The 18,467-nt window shown below is 44.3% G+C and carries 22 protein-coding genes; 2 read left to right on the forward strand and 20 right to left on the reverse strand.

Annotation, left to right across the window (positions count from 1 at the left end; translation table 11 throughout):
• Positions 1-47: 47 nt before the first annotated feature.
• The 6 genes from HI950_RS10790 to uptA form a co-directional block, all read right to left on the reverse strand.
• On the reverse strand, positions 48-722 hold the full coding sequence (locus HI950_RS10790; protein WP_169083637.1) for a nitroreductase family protein: 675 nt from the start codon (positions 720-722) through the stop codon (positions 48-50).
• 182 nt (positions 723-904) lie between these two features.
• Positions 905-1,351 (reverse strand): RrF2 family transcriptional regulator, encoded by a 447-nt coding sequence (locus HI950_RS10795; protein ID WP_169083636.1) that lies wholly within the window; start codon positions 1,349-1,351, stop codon positions 905-907.
• 105 nt (positions 1,352-1,456) lie between these two features.
• On the reverse strand, positions 1,457-3,613 hold the full coding sequence (locus HI950_RS10800) for a Tex family protein (protein WP_169084006.1): 2,157 nt from the start codon (positions 3,611-3,613) through the stop codon (positions 1,457-1,459).
• Positions 3,614-3,736: 123 nt separating this feature from the next.
• Positions 3,737-4,402, reverse strand: a complete 666-nt coding sequence (locus HI950_RS10805) for an MBL fold metallo-hydrolase (RefSeq protein ID WP_223285203.1) — start codon at positions 4,400-4,402, stop codon at positions 3,737-3,739.
• A 7-nt stretch (positions 4,403-4,409) separates the two neighbouring features.
• Entirely contained in the window at positions 4,410-4,976 is a 567-nt protein-coding gene (locus tag HI950_RS10810; protein WP_169083635.1) for a thioredoxin family protein, read from the reverse strand.
• A gap of 61 nt (positions 4,977-5,037) precedes the next feature.
• Positions 5,038-5,646, reverse strand: coding sequence for an undecaprenyl phosphate transporter UptA (gene uptA, locus HI950_RS10815; protein ID WP_169084004.1), 609 nt, complete (start codon positions 5,644-5,646; stop codon positions 5,038-5,040).
• Between the two features lie 168 nt (positions 5,647-5,814).
• On the opposite strand from uptA, the gene HI950_RS10820 reads away from it, so the two are divergent.
• A complete protein-coding gene (locus tag HI950_RS10820; RefSeq protein WP_169083634.1) occupies positions 5,815-6,261 on the forward strand; it encodes a cupredoxin domain-containing protein in 447 nt (148 codons plus the stop codon).
• A 79-nt stretch (positions 6,262-6,340) separates the two neighbouring features.
• Positions 6,341-6,652 carry a dehydrogenase gene (locus tag HI950_RS10825; protein ID WP_169083633.1) on the forward strand — a complete coding sequence of 104 codons (312 nt, stop codon included), beginning with the start codon at positions 6,341-6,343 and terminating at the stop codon, positions 6,650-6,652.
• A gap of 82 nt (positions 6,653-6,734) precedes the next feature.
• Here HI950_RS10825 and HI950_RS10830 read toward each other — a convergent pair whose 3' ends face one another.
• The 14 genes from HI950_RS10830 to HI950_RS10895 all read right to left on the reverse strand — a co-directional run bounded on the left by HI950_RS10830 (position 6,735) and on the right by HI950_RS10895 (position 18,428).
• The gene (locus HI950_RS10830) at positions 6,735-6,920 is read right to left on the reverse strand and encodes an H-type small acid-soluble spore protein (RefSeq protein ID WP_169083632.1); all 186 of its coding nucleotides are present in this window, start codon (positions 6,918-6,920) and stop codon (positions 6,735-6,737) included.
• 55 nt (positions 6,921-6,975) lie between these two features.
• Positions 6,976-7,191 (reverse strand): hypothetical protein, encoded by a 216-nt coding sequence (locus tag HI950_RS10835; protein ID WP_169084003.1) that lies wholly within the window; start codon positions 7,189-7,191, stop codon positions 6,976-6,978.
• Positions 7,192-7,280: 89 nt separating this feature from the next.
• The gene (cls, locus tag HI950_RS10840; protein WP_169083631.1) at positions 7,281-8,711 is read right to left on the reverse strand and encodes a cardiolipin synthase; all 1,431 of its coding nucleotides are present in this window, start codon (positions 8,709-8,711) and stop codon (positions 7,281-7,283) included.
• A 150-nt stretch (positions 8,712-8,861) separates the two neighbouring features.
• Entirely contained in the window at positions 8,862-9,833 is a 972-nt protein-coding gene (locus HI950_RS10845) for a glycosyltransferase family 2 protein (RefSeq protein WP_169083630.1), read from the reverse strand.
• Entirely contained in the window at positions 9,823-11,229 is a 1,407-nt protein-coding gene (locus HI950_RS10850) for an undecaprenyl-phosphate glucose phosphotransferase (protein WP_169083629.1), read from the reverse strand. The genes HI950_RS10845 and HI950_RS10850 overlap by 11 nt, the downstream gene beginning before the upstream one ends.
• Positions 11,230-11,333: 104 nt before the next feature.
• Positions 11,334-12,272, reverse strand: coding sequence for a glycosyltransferase family 2 protein (locus tag HI950_RS10855; RefSeq protein ID WP_169083628.1), 939 nt, complete (start codon positions 12,270-12,272; stop codon positions 11,334-11,336).
• Between the two features lie 8 nt (positions 12,273-12,280).
• On the reverse strand, positions 12,281-13,129 hold the full coding sequence (gene rfbD, locus HI950_RS10860) for a dTDP-4-dehydrorhamnose reductase (RefSeq protein ID WP_169083627.1): 849 nt from the start codon (positions 13,127-13,129) through the stop codon (positions 12,281-12,283).
• A gap of 1 nt (position 13,130) precedes the next feature.
• Positions 13,131-14,153 (reverse strand): dTDP-glucose 4,6-dehydratase, encoded by a 1,023-nt coding sequence (gene rfbB, locus HI950_RS10865; RefSeq protein ID WP_169083626.1) that lies wholly within the window; start codon positions 14,151-14,153, stop codon positions 13,131-13,133.
• 9 nt (positions 14,154-14,162) lie between these two features.
• Complete coding sequence (rfbC, locus tag HI950_RS10870) at positions 14,163-14,690, reverse strand: dTDP-4-dehydrorhamnose 3,5-epimerase (protein ID WP_169084002.1); 528 nt, start codon at positions 14,688-14,690, stop codon at positions 14,163-14,165.
• A 168-nt stretch (positions 14,691-14,858) separates the two neighbouring features.
• Positions 14,859-15,395 (reverse strand): dTDP-4-dehydrorhamnose 3,5-epimerase, encoded by a 537-nt coding sequence (gene rfbC / locus HI950_RS10875; RefSeq protein WP_169083625.1) that lies wholly within the window; start codon positions 15,393-15,395, stop codon positions 14,859-14,861.
• A 42-nt stretch (positions 15,396-15,437) separates the two neighbouring features.
• Entirely contained in the window at positions 15,438-15,848 is a 411-nt protein-coding gene (locus HI950_RS36970) for a GtrA family protein (RefSeq protein WP_169083624.1), read from the reverse strand.
• The gene (locus HI950_RS10885) at positions 15,849-16,403 is read right to left on the reverse strand and encodes an acyltransferase (RefSeq protein ID WP_169083623.1); all 555 of its coding nucleotides are present in this window, start codon (positions 16,401-16,403) and stop codon (positions 15,849-15,851) included.
• Positions 16,404-16,405: 2 nt separating this feature from the next.
• Positions 16,406-17,347, reverse strand: a complete 942-nt coding sequence (locus HI950_RS10890) for a glycosyltransferase family 2 protein (protein WP_169083622.1) — start codon at positions 17,345-17,347, stop codon at positions 16,406-16,408.
• The gene (locus HI950_RS10895) at positions 17,337-18,428 is read right to left on the reverse strand and encodes a DegT/DnrJ/EryC1/StrS family aminotransferase (RefSeq protein WP_169083621.1); all 1,092 of its coding nucleotides are present in this window, start codon (positions 18,426-18,428) and stop codon (positions 17,337-17,339) included. The genes HI950_RS10890 and HI950_RS10895 overlap by 11 nt, the downstream gene beginning before the upstream one ends.
• Between the last annotated feature and the right edge of the window lie 39 nt (positions 18,429-18,467).

Below are 18,467 nucleotides of genomic sequence, written 5' to 3' on the forward strand. Positions count from 1 at the left end.
AACGGCCCTCAGCAAGTGAGAGGCCGTTTTTTTTTTGCGTACAGCTATTATAGCCCGTTATAAAAAGTTATATCATCAATAGACAAACGAGTTGTAGGATGAGCTTCAACAGCTGCTTTGCCGATTGGCAGCATTAGAGTAGGCACGTAACGATCCGAAATATTAAAGAACTCTTTCAATTGATCTTTGTTATAGCCGCCCATTGGTACTGAATCATAGCCTTTGGCACGCGCTGTCAGCATAATTTGCATAGCGACAAGGCCTGTGTCGAAGATAACGATATCCTTCAAGCGCTCAGCCGGCAAGGATGAATACATTTTTACCGAGTTGTTAATAAAATTGCTCGCCACTTCCTCCGTCATATAACCAGCTGCTACAGTCGCGTTATAGATCTTGTCGGACAAGGTGTACATTTCAAGATCGCCAAGCACAATGACAATCGCAGATGCATCTACAACCTGCTGTTGATTGAATGCGATTGGAAGCAGCTTTTGCTTCAGTTCTGGATCAGTGACGACAAGAAAACGCCAAGGCTGCATGTTCGAGGAGGAAGGTGCTTTTGTAGCAATTTCCAAAATCTCACGAATTTCTTCTTCCGAAATAACGAAGCTGCTATCATATTTACGGACAGAACGACGGCTATTCAGTACGTCGAAAAAAGCAGCCTCTGAGCTTTTATTCGTTTGAACTTGCACTTGCGAATCAATTTGAGTGGATGACATTTTGGTTTCCCTCCAAAGGAATATTTTTTTATCTGTGTAGATCTATCCACAGTTATATTTAAAATTTTACTGTGTAAAAATCCGCACAGTTTACAACCGGATGAACTGTACAATTTATATACACAGTATAATTCGTGCCATTGCGTTTGTCAATTCACTTATCTTTGTTGAATTAACTTTTTTTATAAGGAATGGGAGAGCATTCTTTCGGCGAGCTGAGCGATCGTATACTGCTGCAGCGTTTCAATCGTTTTCTGCTCTATCTCTTGCGAAATATCAGTAAAGGCAGCTTTCATTTTCAGCTCTAAATCATGAAAGCCGATCGTATCCAGCATCCCGCTGCAGAAAGGCTCTCCGACCTTAAGCGCGATATATACTTCAGCGAGCGAGATAGTTTCAGGCGGACGCTTCAATCTATAGCCTCCGTCGCGGCCTTCTCTCGTTTCAATGAGCTGTGCTGCCGCCAGCTTTGCAAGCACTCTGCGCAGCTGCGTCGCCTCCGACTTCAAGCAGTCCGCAATTGCAGCGCTCGGGCAAATTTCCGACTTTTGCGATAATATAACGAGCGCCTGCAGCGATAGTCCGAACCATTTGGGATGGGCGGTACTGCTGCTTTTGTCTGCTTTCATAGTCATCTAACTCCTTTTTGTCTGGTAGTAGGGGATGCCCATGTTATTTCTAAAGTATAAGGGCTTGCCTTGTGACAGGCAAACCCTTATTCTGGGGGATACTGTTTAGTTAGGCTTGCGCATAGTCAAGCTTACGCGGCCCTTCTTCTCGTCAACGCTGAGCACCCATACGGTGACCGTATCGCCAACAGATACGACATCCATCGGACGCTTAACGAATTTATCGCTCAGCTGGGAGATATGGACGAGCCCGTCATTTTTGATGCCAATGTCAACAAAAGCACCAAAGTCAATAACGTTGCGCACCGTTCCATGAAGCTCCATCCCTGGCTTCAAATCTTCAATGTTCAGCACATCCGTATGAAAAATCGGAGGCGGAAGCTCCTCGCGAGGATCTCTTCCCGGTCTAATCAGACTGTCCATAATATCGCGCAGCGTCGGAACGCCAACTCCAAGCGTAGGCGCAACTCGGTCTGCATCCAGCTCTGCAAGCTTCATCTTCAGCTCCTCAGAGCCCAAATGCTTAAGCGTTAAGCCTAGCTCCTTAAACAGCTTGTCTACCACATCATAGGACTCTGGATGAATAGGCGTGCTGTCGAGCGGGTTCACTGGTTCCACGATACGCAAAAAGCCGATGCTTTGCTCATACGATTTAGCGCCAAGGCGCGGCACCTTTTGGAGCTGCGCCCGCTTCACAAACCGACCGTTCTCATCGCGGTATTTGACAATGTTTTTGGCGATCGTTGCATTAATGCCCGCTACATAGGAGAGCAGCGATGCGGATGCCGTATTAACATCAACTCCGACATGGTTAACCGCCGATTCGACTACGCCGCCAAGCGTCTCATCGAGACGTTTCTGGCTTACGTCATGCTGGTATTGGCCCACGCCGATTGCCTTCGGCTCAATCTTGACGAGCTCAGCGAGCGGGTCCTGCAGCCTGCGGGCAATCGATACTGCGCTTCGCTCTGCCACGTCAAGTGACGGAAACTCCTCCTGAGCGAGCTTGGAGGCTGAATAAACGCTTGCGCCGGCTTCATTGACAATTATATACTTCAGCTCGGGCCCGCCCGGAGCAGCCGTCTTACGCTTGCCTATCAAGGTCGCAATAAATTGCTCCGTCTCCCGGGATGCCGTACCGTTGCCGATTACGATTAATTCAACTTTGTATTTATCAATTAGCCCGTTGATCAGCTTCTCCGCCTCTGCCACCTTGTTGTTGGGCGGGGTTGGGTAAGAAACTGCAACTTCAAGCAGCTTTCCAATATCGTCGATAACAGCAAGCTTGCAGCCCGTACGGAATGCAGGATCAACACCAAGCACAATGTTGCCGCGAACAGGAGGCTGAAGCAGCAGGTTGCGCAGGTTTTCGGAGAAGATCGAAATCGCATGCTCCTCCGCTTTCTCCGTCAGCTCGCCGCGCACCTCGCGTTCGACGGAAGGCGAAATTAAACGCTTGTAGCAATCCTCAATAACGGCAACAAGTACATCTCGTACAGATTGGACTGTACCGTTTCTAAGCAGCTTTCGCTGAATATGTTCATGAATACGTTCCGTTGGGACGTCAAATGAAACGCGCAGCACGTCCTCTCGCTCCGCGCGGTTGATGGCAAGCACGCGATGCGGAGGCAGCTTGCGAACCGGCTCCTGGTAGCTGTAATACATATCATAGACCGTTTCTTCGGCGGCATTCTTTGCTTCTGTCTTCAAGAGCGCTTGATCAAAGGTGAATTTGCGCACCCAAGCACGAATAGAAGCATCATCTGCAATATTTTCCGCGATGATGTCCATTGCGCCGTTAAGAGCATCCTGAGCGGTCGGCACCCCTTTATCCTCATTTACATAGCTGGCAGCTTCAGCAAGCGGATCACCGCTGCGAGGCTGCGACCATAGCCATTCAGATAGAGGCTCCAGCCCTCTTTCCTTCGCGACGCTGGCGCGTGTTTTGCGCTTTTGCCGATAAGGACGGTAAAGATCCTCGATCTCCTGCAGCTTCACCGATTTATTGATATTTGCTCTCAGCTCTTCCGTCAGCTTGCCCTGCTCATCGATGAGGCGTATTACCTCGCGCTTTCGCTCTTCCAGATTGCGCATGTACTGCAGCTTCTCTTCGATCGCTCGTAAGTCATTCTCATCAAGCTCGCCGGTCATTTCCTTACGGTAACGGGCGATAAATGGTATTGTATTGCCCTCGTCAAGCAAGCTAACAGCCGATTTCACCTTCGTGATCGGAATGGAAAGCTGCGCAGCAATGCCGTTCATGATTCGCTGGCTTTCAGCCGCCTTCTGCTCTGCTGTCAGCTTTGTTTTACCCGTGCCTTCATCTGATTCCTCTGTAAAATGCTGTACCTTTATATCCGCCAAACGTCATGCCCCTTCCTTGCATCATGCTCCCGTATACGGGTTGTTCGCCATTTCAAAACCTATCGTCGTACGTCCGCCATGTCCCGGATATACAATGACATCTGGACTTAGCTTGTACAGCTTTAAGCGAATGGAATCATACAGATCCCGCTCGCGTCCGCCAGGCAAATCCGTGCGGCCAACCGACAATTTGAACAGCACATCGCCAGAGAACAAATGGTTGCCGCACAAGAGGCTGACACTGCCGGGCGAATGGCCTGGCGTATGCATAACTCGGAAGGATAAGCCGAGCAGCTTTAAGGTTTGGCCCTCCGCAAGCGCAAACTCAGCAGCTTCCGTAGAGAGCGGCGGCGTTACATCCTGCCATCTCATCGAGCCGTTCTTGCGCGGATCGGTTAGCCAGTCCGCCTCCAAATCATGTATGTAGACCGGGCAGCCGGCTGCCTTGCGCAACTCGTCTACTCCGCCCATATGGTCAAAATGCGCATGCGTCAGCAGAATAGCTTCCACCTTTACGCCCTCAAGCCGCTCAAGCAGCTTTTTGGGATTCATGCCCGGATCGATGACGATAGCCCGTTCTGTAGGCTGCTCTCCTTCGCTCGATGCCGGTTCTGTTACTGTAATCAGATAACAATTTGTCTGCAGAGGTCCTAATGTAAAGGTTTCGATTTTCATATTTGCGCTCATGCCCTTCTTAAAACGACTCCAGCAAAGTACGGAGCTCTTTAACGATTACGGATTGATATTCGGTGCCTTCACCGTAGCGCCGGCCAATCTCTTGCCTTGTAACAGCGAGGTTATCTTGATAATCTGCTGCTTCACGATCTGGATTTTGCTGTTTGAACGCAATCATCGCTTCCTGCACGTGGCTAGGACGCGGTCCCCATTGTCCAAGCACAGCACCGCCTGTATCCGCAATAATAACGACGGGAACGGAACGGCCGCCCATCGTCAGAAATTGGTCCATCGTATCGAGATGCTCTTCCATAATAAGCACTTCTGTCGGAATTCCGCTATTCTCAAGCGCCTTGAATACAACGGGAATGTTGCGAACAACGTCACCGCACCAATCTGCCATCAGAATCAGCACGCGAAGATCATCACGATTGTTCAGCGAATCGAAATATTCCTTGTCGCTCTCATCTGTCCAGACAAACTTTTCGGACCATTCGATAAACTTCTCTTTATTTTTTGTCATGCCGTCAATGAACTGCTGTGGGCTAATGCCTTTGCCGAGCTTGTCTGCTACGCTTTTGCTCATAAGAATCCCTCTTTCATCCATTTAATGGTTAATGATTCATTCTGCTTCCTTCACTATTCCATTATACCGACTTCCCGCGTGAGCGCACAAATTTGAAAAGAACATATACGATCAGAAGCGCTATTGCAATTAAGATGGCTGGCTGTACATATGGCGCAGCTTTCTCGTCGATTTTATCCCAGTTCTCGCCAAGAGATTTGCCTAAGTAAACAAATAAAATGGACCAAGGCAGCGAAGCAAGCGCTGTGAGTAGTGTAAATAATCCAAAGTTCATACGTGCCATACCGGCTGGAATCGAAATAACTTGTCTCATTACTGGTACGAAGCGTGCTGTAAACACGATACCCGCACCATACTTGTTGAACCATCTCTCCGAAATGTCGACATGCTTTTGCTTGATTTTAATATACTTGCCATACTTCTCAACAATTGGACGTCCGCCGTATCGACCGATCCAATAAAGGATCCAGTTTTGCCCGATTGCGCCAAGCGTACCGAATAAAACAGCACCCCAGAAGGAAATATCTCCTTTCCATACGAGATATCCTCCATAGCCTAATACAATTTCACTTGGAATAACTTCAATTAATAGTCCGATCAAAATACCAAAATACCCTAAGCTCTCCACCCATTTCAGTACGCCATCCAAAAGTTCATGAATCAAATCCATTTCTGCTCTCAATCCGCCTTCCTTGATAAAAATGAAACATTTGCTTGCAATTCCAGCACTGAAGCTATTCTAACATACGTTACAGACAGCCTTCCACTTTTGTCATGTGCTGACAAGCCCATGCATAGACTAGCCTTAAATGATACGAAAAGTTGAGGTGATCGTTTCATGTCCAAAGAATTTATCGTAAGCAAACGACAAATTCAATTGTTCATCGTAGTAGCTGCACTGATCATTTTAACCGGCGTTTACTTGAGCTGGAACCAATCGCGAACGGTTAGCGGACAGGCTGCCGAGGCACGAGTCATCCAGCTCGTGACCGGCGAATACAAAACACAAACCGCCGACGGCAAGGAGCTTGAAGTGTATGTCTGGCATCCAGGCACTGTGCACGTAAACAAAGGCGAGTCGATTGAGCTGCAAATTAGCGGCGTCAACGGGAACAGCCACCCGTTTGTCGTTGAAGGGCTGGGCATTCGGGGCGAAGTGACAAAGGGCAAAACAACGGTTGTCCGATTCACGGCCGATAAAGAAGGCACCTATCCGATTCAATGCTTGACCCATACCGATATGCGCCATGGCGGCCCTATGGTCGGTTATATCGTGGTGCAATAACGCTTAACTGTTAATTGAGTGACAGTGACCTCCTTCTCCCCAGGCGCATACATATGGGATAGAGAGGAGTCGGTCTACAATGAAAGCCAACACGCCTAAGCATGACGCCGGCTATCCGACCGCGCGAAAATTCCGCAGAGCCTGCAGCAAAGAGCTTTATCGTACCGTTAAGCGAATGAAGCTGTGGATATCGAAGGAAAAAATGGAGCAAGCTGAAGAGCTCTATTTTAAGAAGGTTATTTTAAATCTTACCTGGATCGTCGAAAATCAGAGCAACCGCAAGGTCCAATCCGATTGGTGGGATGAGAATGTCAGCGCTGAGATTGCGGAGCTATGGGAAGTTGATCGCGCCCGGCTATGTGCTGCCTTTCGTGACGCGTACGGCGGATAAGGCCGAATATACAAATGAAAGAGGCTACCCCGCCAAATACGGGATAGCCTCTTGTCATTTGTACCTACTGTAAAATGAAAGGTTACGTACTGACTTCCTTCAATCGTTCGCAAGATACCGTCTTTGTATTTACCGGGTTGTTCCCAACCATTACGGTCGCCATCCCATTTGTTTCGTCCACATTTTCGATCCAGACCGAATCCTCGTCAAGTTGAACCAAAAAGGTCTGCTCCGACTCATAAATTTGCATTGCGCGCGCTGTATCCATTTAACCAATCCCTCCCTTCTGCCTTTTATTGTATTCCCTGTTTGAATAACTTCTGTTACTTTGATTCCCGCTCCATCGTATCGGTAGTCGACTCGTCGATCAGACCGTTTTGCAGCGTAACGTTGCCGCCGCCGAGGCCTTCATTTACCATCCTGTCGATATCCATAAAATAATCATCCCGGCCCTCATGCTTCGGCTCTGCTGTTGCTTGCTTTTCGTCATTATTCGTATCAGTCACTGTAGAACCCTCCCATAAGTTTTGCGCATGCATGGCGGCTTGCGCATGCATGCGCTGCGTCGGCTCGCTGCTCTGAGCCACTACGAAAAATATGCCCGAAATGGCTTTGAGCCATGCATCCGTCAGAGCAGCGGAGAGAGCATATGAAGCAGAGATTCTGCTGCCTTTTGCCCCCTTGGACGATTTAGGAAGGAGTGGCGCTCCAGTTCCCTACTATTCCGAATATCCTCCATAAAATCAGCCTCTAGTCGATTAATCGTCCCTTCATCAAAAAGCACCGCATTGAGTTCAAAGTTGCTAAGCAAGCTTCGCATATCGACATTCGCTGTACCAACAGTTGCCAGCATGCGATCAACGATCATCACCTTCGCGTGAACGAAGCCCTTCTCATAACGATAAACTTTAACCCCCGCATCCAGCATAGACTGGATATACGATAAGGTTGCCAATAGCACGAGCTTTGAGTCTGCTATGCCAGGAATGATCAGCCTAACATCTACGCCGCTGAGAGCCGCCGTTCTGAGTGCCATCACAAGACTAGGATCTGGAATAAAGTAGGGGGTCGTAATAAAAATTCGCGAGCTTGCTGCGGTAATTGCGGCAAACATAACCTCTATGATTTCATGGTTATGCTGACCCGGCTTGCTTGGCACAATTAGAACACGCTCGTCCCCTTCGCAATTGTGGTGCGGCATATATACTTCGCTATCAAGCTCTTCTTTCGCAGCAAACGCCCAATCGTTCATGAATAGCTCCTGCAGGTAGTAAACCGAGTCCCCCTTCAATTGCATATGGGTGTCACGCCAAAAGCCCAGCTTTGGGTCCTTACCTAAATATTCATCACCGATATTGATGCCCCCGATAAATCCTACCTTTCCATCAACAACGACGATTTTGCGATGATTGCGATAATTTAATTTCCTGTCATAAAAGGCGATACGAGGCGGAAGAAAGCAGCTTGCCCTAACGCCTGCAAGTCGCAGCTCATTAAGATAGGCTTCTCCTAAATGCAAGCTGCCTATCCCATCATATACGACGCGAACCTCTACACCCTCTCGGGCTTTGCGCGTAAGCACCCGCAAAAAACGCGAGCCGATTTCATCATCACGAATTGTGTAATAATCCATATGTATATGATGGCTCGCTTGATCAAGCTGCTCCAATATCGCTTCATAGGTGTCCCGGGCATTCGTTAATACAATAGCTTGATTGTTGCGAGTAATCGGAAAATTGACTAGTCCAGTTAGCATGGCATACAGCTTGTCTTGTTCCTCTAGCTGCTTGTTCCCCATGTCCTTTGCCCCATACACCTTTTCAGACATTTGGTTCGCGCTGCGTATAGCCTCTTGCTTGAATCGTTCTATGCGCCTGCGTCTTGTGAAATCTTTCCCAAGAATAAGATAGGCTATAAAGCCTACAAAAGGGCATGCAAAAACAATCAGCAGCCATGCCGTCAGCTGCGTCGGCCTGTGATGCTCCATAATAAAAACGGCAGCTAATTGGACGATATAAACAACAAGCACTGCTATCAGCCAAATGCACCACGTAGTCATAAAAAAGAACACCTCTTTTCTTCTTGCCGACAGGCCGCTGACAAGTGTCTCTAGTTTGAGCGCAGTGTATGAAACGTATACTTGCTGAACATAAAAAGCCCATCCGATGATCGAACATCGGATAGGCTTTGAAACTGCATAACGATTGGATTATTGTTTTAGCGTTACGCCAGGACGGTTATTCTCGATATGAGTAAGGATAAGGCGATGCATACTAAGCCTTCTCGTGATAAAGGAAGGCAGTCGCCGGAAATTCATGCCTAGCTTATAGCCGATGAGCTTGGCAGCTGATTCGGCAACCAGCCTAGGAATATGGTGCCACTGGCGAGACTGATGCAACTTCTGCAGCTGCAGCTTAACAAGCTTTGAGCCCGCTTTGCCAACAGCGCTGTAAGGCGTTATCCACGCATTGCAGCGCATCGAAATTCCGTTATCGAAATAGCGCTTGAATTGCTGCTTGATCGAGTAATCATGCGAATGATATACGACAGCCTCTGCGCTATAGGCTACCTTGTAGCCAGTCAAGATACATTTTGCAGCCATAAACAAATCCTCATTAAAAATGACGGGCTCTTGAAAACGGCCCATCGCCTCAAACGTATCCCGCTTGATAGCTGAACAAACATTGGAACAGAAAAAAGTTTTTATCCCCAGCTGCTCGATATCTTCATACGACTTGATCTGCGACTCTGCAGGATAATTATATTGTCTGGCAAGCTGCTCCAATACGTTCGCACCCGGTCTCGCAAGCTGTCTGGCATAGGAATAAACAATGGTCTCCTGTTCGATGAGCGGTCTCGTTAATGCTTCTATAAGATTCTCATTATAAGGAAGCGCATCCTGAGTCATGAAGAGCAATATATTGCCTTGTGCTTGATTGGCAGCTTGGTTGCGCGTTCCGCCGTGATCAAAATCTTTTCGTTCAACGTTCATGAGGCGTACACCAGCTTTGCGAGCCCGTTCCTGCGTCCCATCCTCAGAAGCAGAATCAATAACGATAATTTCATGAGGGGGGACAGACTGCCGCTGCAGCCGCTCTAATAGCTCATCAAATTCTGAACCTGCGTTTAACGTAGGAATAATAACCGATACCCGGAATGCTGATTCACTGTTAGTAAGCATTTTTGTTAATCAAGCCCTTCAGTACCGTTTTAAAAATAATTTTGATATCAAAGAAAAAAGTCCAGTTCTCGATATAAAAAATATCAAACATGATGCGGTCTTTTATGGAAGTGTCGCCTCTAAGGCCATTCGTTTGCGCCCAGCCTGTAATTCCAGGCCTGATTTGATGCTTAATCATATATTTCGGAATTTCTTCCTTGAACTGATGAACGAAATAGGGTCGCTCAGGACGAGGTCCGACGACGCTCATATGACCAAGCAGCACGTTAAAAAACTGCGGGAGCTCGTCGAGACTCGTACGACGCAGGAAGCTTCCGAATTTAGTGCGGCGCGGATCGTTTTCCACTGTCCACTGCGTGTCTGAGATTGCATTGTTTGATACGTGCATCGAGCGGAATTTGAACATGTGAAACGTTTTGCGATCCAGCCCCATTCGCTCTTGCTTGAACAAAACCGGACCAGGCGAGGTCAGCTTGAGACCTAAAATAATAAATAACATAATTGGAGAAGTTATAATGATTGCAGCCAATGAAAACGAAATATCAAACCAACGCTTTAGAATACGATTGCTTAGCTCATCGAGCGGTACATCCCTTACGTTAATAAGCGGAATACCAGCAAAGTTGTCAAAAAACGGCCGCGCAGGCAGCAGATCGAAAAAGTCGGGAATGATCAGCGTCTTGACGCCAGTCTGCTCGCAGGTTTCAATAATTTCCGCGTACTTCACATGAGCATCGAGCGGCAAAGCGATAATGACCTCATCGATTGGCTCCTTCTCCAGCTTCTGCTTCAGTGCATCCAGCCTGCCAATAATCGGTTTCATATGCTGATACTCCGGCGCATGATCCGTTTGATAATCATCTAGAAAACCGACTACCTCGTAGCCCAGATCCGGGTGCTGCTGCAGGTTCGTATAAAAGCTGCGTCCCACTGAACCCGCTCCAACGATGAGCACAAAACGTTTATTAAAGCCTTTGCGTCTAAACGAGGCAAGTATCGTTTTTACCCAAAAGCGGTATAACGTTATTGCAATAAAATTCATAATGAAGAAAATCGCCAGAAATTCACGGGAGATATGTACTTCACGCGTAAAGAAGAACAAGCTGAGCAAGCCAAGAAAGCTTATCGTTTGAATTTGTAAAATCCGCAGCACTTCATAGGAATAGTTTTTGCGTCGCTTGGGCGAATAAAACTGAAAGTAAAAACCGATCAGCACCGCTGAAAAGGAATAAATAGTTCCCCACAGCAGGTACGTCGAGAACGACACAGAGTTATAGCTAGGCAGCAGACCGCTATAAAATTTAAGCCAATAAGCGGCCATAAATACGACCAACGTACAGGATAAATCCGCCAACATATATAATTGCGTTAAAAATCGTTGATTTTGCCTAAGCATTCGCCGCTTTCACCCGCATTCTCTTAAATTTCGACTCTATCTGCATTGTACCAAAAATAGAATGCGAGGAGAACCCCATATTTTACCACATTTTTCTATTGGGATTAACGCTTTTTTTGTTTCGCTCTATCCTTCGTCCATTTACGTTTTTGCAGCATGCTTGGCAGTGAACGAAGAATAGTAGGCCAGCAGTGCAGCAAGCCGGGTTCTCGCAATGCAATATAAGCAAGCTTTACAGTCTCAACTGCTAGTATAAGTGGCACAATCGCTAGCGAATGCCAGCCGATAGGTTCATTTTTTATTAATGTAAAGAAACGATTCTGGTAGGAATGCTGCCGCACGAACAACGGAACGCTGCTCCGACTGCCCTTCTTCCAGCCTCGGTGATGCAGCGCGCTCGCTGCCGGTACATAATAGGACGTCCAGCCAAGCTTCTGCGCACGCCACGCCACATCAACATCTTCCTTGTATGCAAAATAATGCTCGTCAAAAAATTGACCTTCGTATTCCACATCGTGAATCATCGCCGTCCGATAAACCGCCGCAGCCCCCGAAACGCCAAATACGGCTTGCGTCGTATTCCAATTCGATACTGGCTCGCCAGCACCAAGGTCAAATGCATTTCTAGTCCGTTTCATGCCTAGTCCCGCGCTATCCATTACTTCTGTATTAGACGCAAAAACGAGTCGACCGGTTGCACTTCCAATCGACGGATCTTGTTCCATGTATTTTATTATTTCAGAAATGTAGTCCGGATCAAGCGTCACATCTGGATTTAATACGAGTACATAATCCGAACGGGTTTGCCGGATAGCCTGATTTTGGCCGCCGGCAAACCCGTTGTTCACTTCGTTCGCTATAAAATGAACGTTGTCCGCAAATCGCCGTACTCGCTCAGGCGTTCCGTCTGTGGACGCATTGTCGATCACGACAATGCGTTCAACCGGGAAGCTTTGCTGCATAACAGCATGGATACAGCTTTCAATGTCTTTAGCGCTATTATAGGTCACTATACATACGCTAGCTGTGGGCACTTTAGTCATACCAATTATCACTCACTGTCTTTGAGAAAGTGGTTTAGCGCTTCACGCCAAGGCCGCAGCACGTTTAGCCCATTGCTGCGAATGGCGGAATGCTCCATAACCGAATATGCGGGTCTTGGAGCCGGTCTTGGAAAGTCGGCCGTTGTACAGGGCTCAACTTGAATGTCCGTAGCGCTATCTTCGAAAATCGCTTTGGCAAAATCGTACCATGAGCAGCTTCCGCTATTGGAAGCATGGTATATCCCGTAGTAATCGGTATGCACGAGCTCTAATAAGAATGCAACTAGATCATGCGTATAGGTCGGTGATCCGATTTGGTCGGCGACTACTTTTAGTTGATCGCGCTCGCCAGCCATTTTCAGCATCGTCTTCACAAAGTTATTGCCATATTTCCCATAAACCCAGGAAGAACGCACGATAAAGAAGCGATCATGAAGCGTAAGTACAGCCTGCTCGCCCGCAAGCTTCGACTTTCCGTATACGGTTTGAGGATTCGTCTGGTCATATTCATTGTAAGGCGCTGCGCTTGTTCCATCAAATACATAGTCCGTGCTTATATAACAAAGCTTAGCGCCAACCTCGCGAGCAGCAACAGCTACGTTGCGTGTAGCCGCTCCATTCACACGAAAAGCCTCATCCGGCTCGGACTCGGCTTTATCTACCGCTGTATAGGCAGCGCAGTGTATGACAACGTCAGGACGATGAAGCGTAAAAAGATTGCGGCAGGCTGGCAGGTTCGTGATGTCCAGTTCATCGCGGCCAAATCCAATGATGTCGGCCGTATCCGTCGTCCATTCTGCCAATTCACGCCCAAGCTGTCCATTTGCTCCAGTAATGATGATTTTTAGTTTAGACATATTATTCATTCGCCTCCAGGCGATCCTTATACTGTGTATCGTAATATTGTTGATAAGAGCCGGAAGTCACTTGCTCCATCCATTCGGCGTTGCTCAAATACCAGCGAATCGTTTCCTTTATTCCGTCCTCGTAATTGAACTTTGGCTGCCAGCCAAGCTCGTTTCGGATTTTGTCAGCATCAATCGCATAACGGCGGTCATGACCAAGACGATCCTTCACATAAGAGATAAGCGACTCGGGTTTTCCAAGCTCTTCAAGAATCGTACGAACAACCTGAAGATTGTTCCGCTCATTCCGTCCACCTACATTATACACTTCGCCGCTGCGGCCTTTGTGAAGAACTAGATCAATAGCACTGCAATGATCCTCTACATATAGCCAGTCACGCACATTCAGGCCATCACCATAAACAGGTAGCGGCTTATCCTGAAGAGCGTTCTGTATCATCAACGGAATAAGCTTCTCCGGGAATTGATAGGGACCATAGTTATTGGAGCAGCGCGTTATGTTAACATTAAGGCCAAATGTTTCGTGATAGGCTCTAACGAGAAGGTCAGCTCCAGCCTTGCTCGCCGAATACGGGCTATTTGGAGCAATCGGCGTATCTTCAGTGAAGAGTCCCGTCTCGCCTAAAGTTCCATAAACCTCATCCGTTGACACCTGAACAAATTTCGTCACATGATACTGCTTCGTAAGATCAAGCAGCGTCTGCGTACCAAGAACATTCGTTTGCACAAAAATTTCCGGATGCAAAATGCTGCGATCCACATGCGACTCTGCTGCAAAGTTGATGACAGCATCGATCCCTTGTTGGAATAATGGCTCTAGCTCTTTCCGTTCGGCAATATCTGCCTTTACAAATGTATAGCTCGGATGCTGCTCGATCGAGCGTAGGTTTTCAAGGTTGCCTGCGTATGTTAACGCATCAACATTGATGATTTCATAGCTCGGATAGTTATGGATCATGTAGAGAACAAAGTTGCTTCCAATAAAGCCGGCACCGCCGGTAACAAGTAATTTCACGAGTCTAACTCACCCTTCATATACAAAGTTGATTTCCGCGTCGGCTAGCATAGGATGCTTGCTATCCTTATCCGATAAGATCGGACTCGATGTAGGCCAGTCTATCGCTAGAGATGGATCGTTCCAGGCGATGCCCCGGTCGTGTTCGGGGGAATAGAGGGCATCAACCTTATATTGAACCTCACAGTTTGGAACGAGAGTACAGAATCCATGAGCAAAGCCCTGCGGAACTAGTAGCTGTCGTTTATTTGCTGCACTTAAAATAAATCCTTGCCATTGTCCAAAAGTTGGGGAGCCTCTACGTATATCAATAACTACATCGTAGATGGCTCCTTCAGTAACTCGAACTAGCTTTGTTTGCGCCTTAGGCGATAATTGATAGTGCATGCTGCGGAGCACTCCGGCTTCTACAGATAGGGAATGATTGTCTTGGAAGAATTCAATATTAATACCATTACTAATAAAATAACTTGAATTAAAGCTTTCTGTGAAAAAACCACGAGCATCTGATATCACTTTAGGCTCAATGATCTTTATATCAAAAAATCAACATCTATTATCTTCATTTATAGCCACCGCCAATTACGCGTTACTCACCGAAATTAGAAGGTAAATTGAAGGTATAAAAATGAAGTTTTGATTCGGCTGTTATATATACATATTCTAATGCATAAAAATTTACACCTAAAAAGTCGGTCTTCTTGCTCAAATGATTTCTTTAAGAAGTGGCAGTGTTTGATCTTTTTTTGAGAGAATTGGATTATCTACTGGCCAGTTAATTCCGAGCTCTGGGTCATTCCACAATATTCCACGATCATTCTCTGGGGAATAATACTCATCAACTTTATAAAGTACTTGTGTGCTAGCTTCTAATGTACAAAAACCATGTGCGAATCCTTTTGGTACTAATATCTGGCGTTTATTCTCAAAACTCAATACCTCACCAATCCATTGTCCGAAAGTCGGTGAATTTCTTCTAATATCAACAACAACATCGTAAATTTTGCCTGCAATAACACTTATCAATTTAGATTGCTCATGCGGATATAATTGATAATGCAACCCTCGTATAGTTCCCACATTTTGTGAAGAAGATAAATTGTCTTGTACAAAACAATAATTCAAACCTAGCATTTCAAAAGATTGTTTATTGTAACTTTCCATGAAAAAACCTCTAGTATCGACATGTACTTTAGGTTCAATTAAACATACTCCAGATAATTTTGTACTAATTATATTCATATACAGGTTCTCCGTTCGCCAATTATATTAAATAAACTTATGCTAATTGAGAACATTACTTTTTTTATTTTTTAGAACATATTTCGAAAGAATAAATGTGATTGGGAACGTTACGATAATTGAAATAATCAGTGAAAATTTCTCATTAATATTCAAAGTATCTACTAAGATAAACATTAGAAGTAAATTTAATAAATACTGCACAAGATAAATAATTGGAAATTTCAAAAGATTCTTCAAAGATATAGGTTGTTTGAAAACAAACAATGTATTAAAAAAATATGAAATAAATATCCCTGCAACATAAGATACAGAATACGAGATAACATATGGATAATGATCTAATAGAACTAAATATAATATATAAGTGATTAAAGTATTCAAAAGACCAACCATACCAAATTTTATTACTACTTTGCTTCTATTCAGAAGTGAATCTATATTTAAATTCATTCACTGAACTTCCGTTATTTGATTATTTATTAATTCATACTTTTTCAAACAAATATCACAAGAATAATTATTATTTAGTTTTTGACCACAAGTACATACATATCCTCGCATTGCAGCTGGATTTCCATACCATAATGTATGATTTGGTATTGATTTAGTAACTACTGATCCAGCCCCAACCATAGCATATTTACCAATACTGTTACCTGCTATAATTGTTGAATTAGCTCCAATTGAAGCAAACTCATTTATAATCGTCTTTTCAAATTCAATAGGATATTGCTTAGAACGTGGATTTAAATCATTTGTAAAAGTAACATTTGGACCTATAAAGACATTATCGCTGATTCTAACTCCGTCCCAGATGTAAACTCCTGATTTAACCGTAACATTATCGCCCAATACAACATCATTTTCTATAAAGGTATGATCATTAATGTTACAGTTTTTTCCTATTTTCGCACCGCTCAAAATATGTGTAAAAGCCCAAACCCTTGTGTCATCACCAATATTATCAGTCTCTACTAATGCTTGTTCGTGCTTAAAATAACTCACATCTAATCACCCTCACTATAAGCTTTATCAATAATAAATGCAGGCCTTTTCCGACTTTCATCAAGTATTCTCCATAGATACTCCCCAATTATCCCCAACATCACCATTATTAACCCGAGTAAGAATGTAATTAAAGCAATGATTGTAGCCCAGCCTTGAAGTGGTATTGAACCAAATAATGCATTGTAGATTACAAACAAACCATATAAAAAACTTAAGATAGCAGTGAAAATCCCTACAACAGACATTACTCTAATTGGAGCATATGAGAAACTTACAAAGGAATCGACGAACAATTTGACTTTCTTACTTAATGTCCATTTCGATTTTCCGTGTTCTCTCTCTTGTCTTACATAAGATAGTGTATCTTGGGAATATCCAAGCCAATAAATTAAGCTCATTATATTTGTATTTTTTTCACCAATTTTATTTATTTCTGTTACTACTTGCTTATCAAGTAATACAAAATCAAATCCACCATTCGGGTATCCTTTTAGAGCGAAACGTCTCATTAGATAATAATAAGAATTTGAGAATAACCTTTGAGAAAAACCTTCGTTTCTCCCAGATCTGGTAGCAAGCACGACTTTGTTGCCCTTTTCCCAGCTCTCTATCATCTTTTCAAATAGTTCCGGAGGATCTTGTAAATCAGCGGAAATTATACCGACACAATCGCCTGTGGCGTGTTGAAGTCCGGCTTGTATTGCCGACATAGACCCAAAATTTTTACTTAATTTAATGACTTTAATTCTGGTATCATTCTCCCGTTCTGTTAACAATAGTTCCAGAGATTTATCTTTGGAACCATCATCTACAAATATAAATTCTAAATCAAATGTTGGAATTAAGTCTTGAAGCCTTTTTAACCTCGGAATTGTATGTGGAATATTCAGTTCATTAAAATATATTGGAATGACGATGCTAAAACGCCTTTTAGTACTCATTTATTGCCTCCGTTACTTTTGCTGCATCCTCTAAAGTCATAACCGGGCTTATTGGTAAACTAAGAACTTGATTATGTATCTTTTCTGAAATTGGATATTTTTCATCATTCCATTCTCTATATGCTTGTTGTTTATGAGGCGGAATGGGGTAATGTATTAAAGTTTGTATACCTTTGTTTGTAAGATGAGTTTGTAGTCTCTCTCTATCATTGGTTCTAATAACGTATAAATGCCATACATGTGATAATCCATCCGCTTGTTCAACTAATGGTAGCGTAACAGCAGGATTAATAATGTTTTGAGAGTAATATACGGCAATATTTCTTCGAACTTGATTATCATCATCTAAATACTTAAGCTTTACTTTTAACACTGCAGCATGCAACTCGTCTAGCCTACTGTTAACACCTTTGTATAAATTCTCATACTTCCGATGCGAACCGTAGTTACGAAGGGCTTTTAATTGCATATAAATTTCTTCATCATTTAATGTGATAGCGCCTCCGTCACCTAGTGCCCCTAAGTTTTTACCAGGATAAAAACTAAAAGCAGCTGCATTCCCTAAGTTACCTACTCTTTTTCCTTTATAAATTGCTCCATGAGCTTGTGCACAATCTTCAAAAACTTTTAAATTATATTTTTCAGCCAACTCATTAATAGGATCCATATTGCATGCCTGTCCATATAGATGAACAACCATAATCGCCTTAGTGCGGGATGTAATCTTCTCCTCAATAGCTTTAGGATCAATATTATAGCTAAGTAGATCAGGTTCTACTAAAATTGGAATCGATCCATTGGCAGAAATGGCCAAAATTGATGCAATATATGTATTTGAAGGAACAATGATTTCATCTCCTTCTCCAATTCCATATGCTCGAATTATAAGAGAAAGGGCATCTAAACCGTTCGCTAAACCAATACAATACTTAGTACCACAATATTCTGCAAATTGTTTTTCGAAATCCTCAACTTGCTTTCCAAGGATATACCAACCTGAGTGCAGAAAATTTGTAAAGCTCTGTGTAATTTCTTCTTCGTGCCTCATATTAATTTGTTTAAGATCAAGAAATGGAATCATCGTCTTCTCCTTTTTAACTATTGGTTCATTTATAATACT

The sequence above is a fragment of the Paenibacillus sp. PL91 genome, from assembly GCF_012935325.2.
In the GTDB taxonomy this organism is placed as follows: Bacteria; Bacillota; Bacilli; order Paenibacillales; family Paenibacillaceae; genus Pristimantibacillus.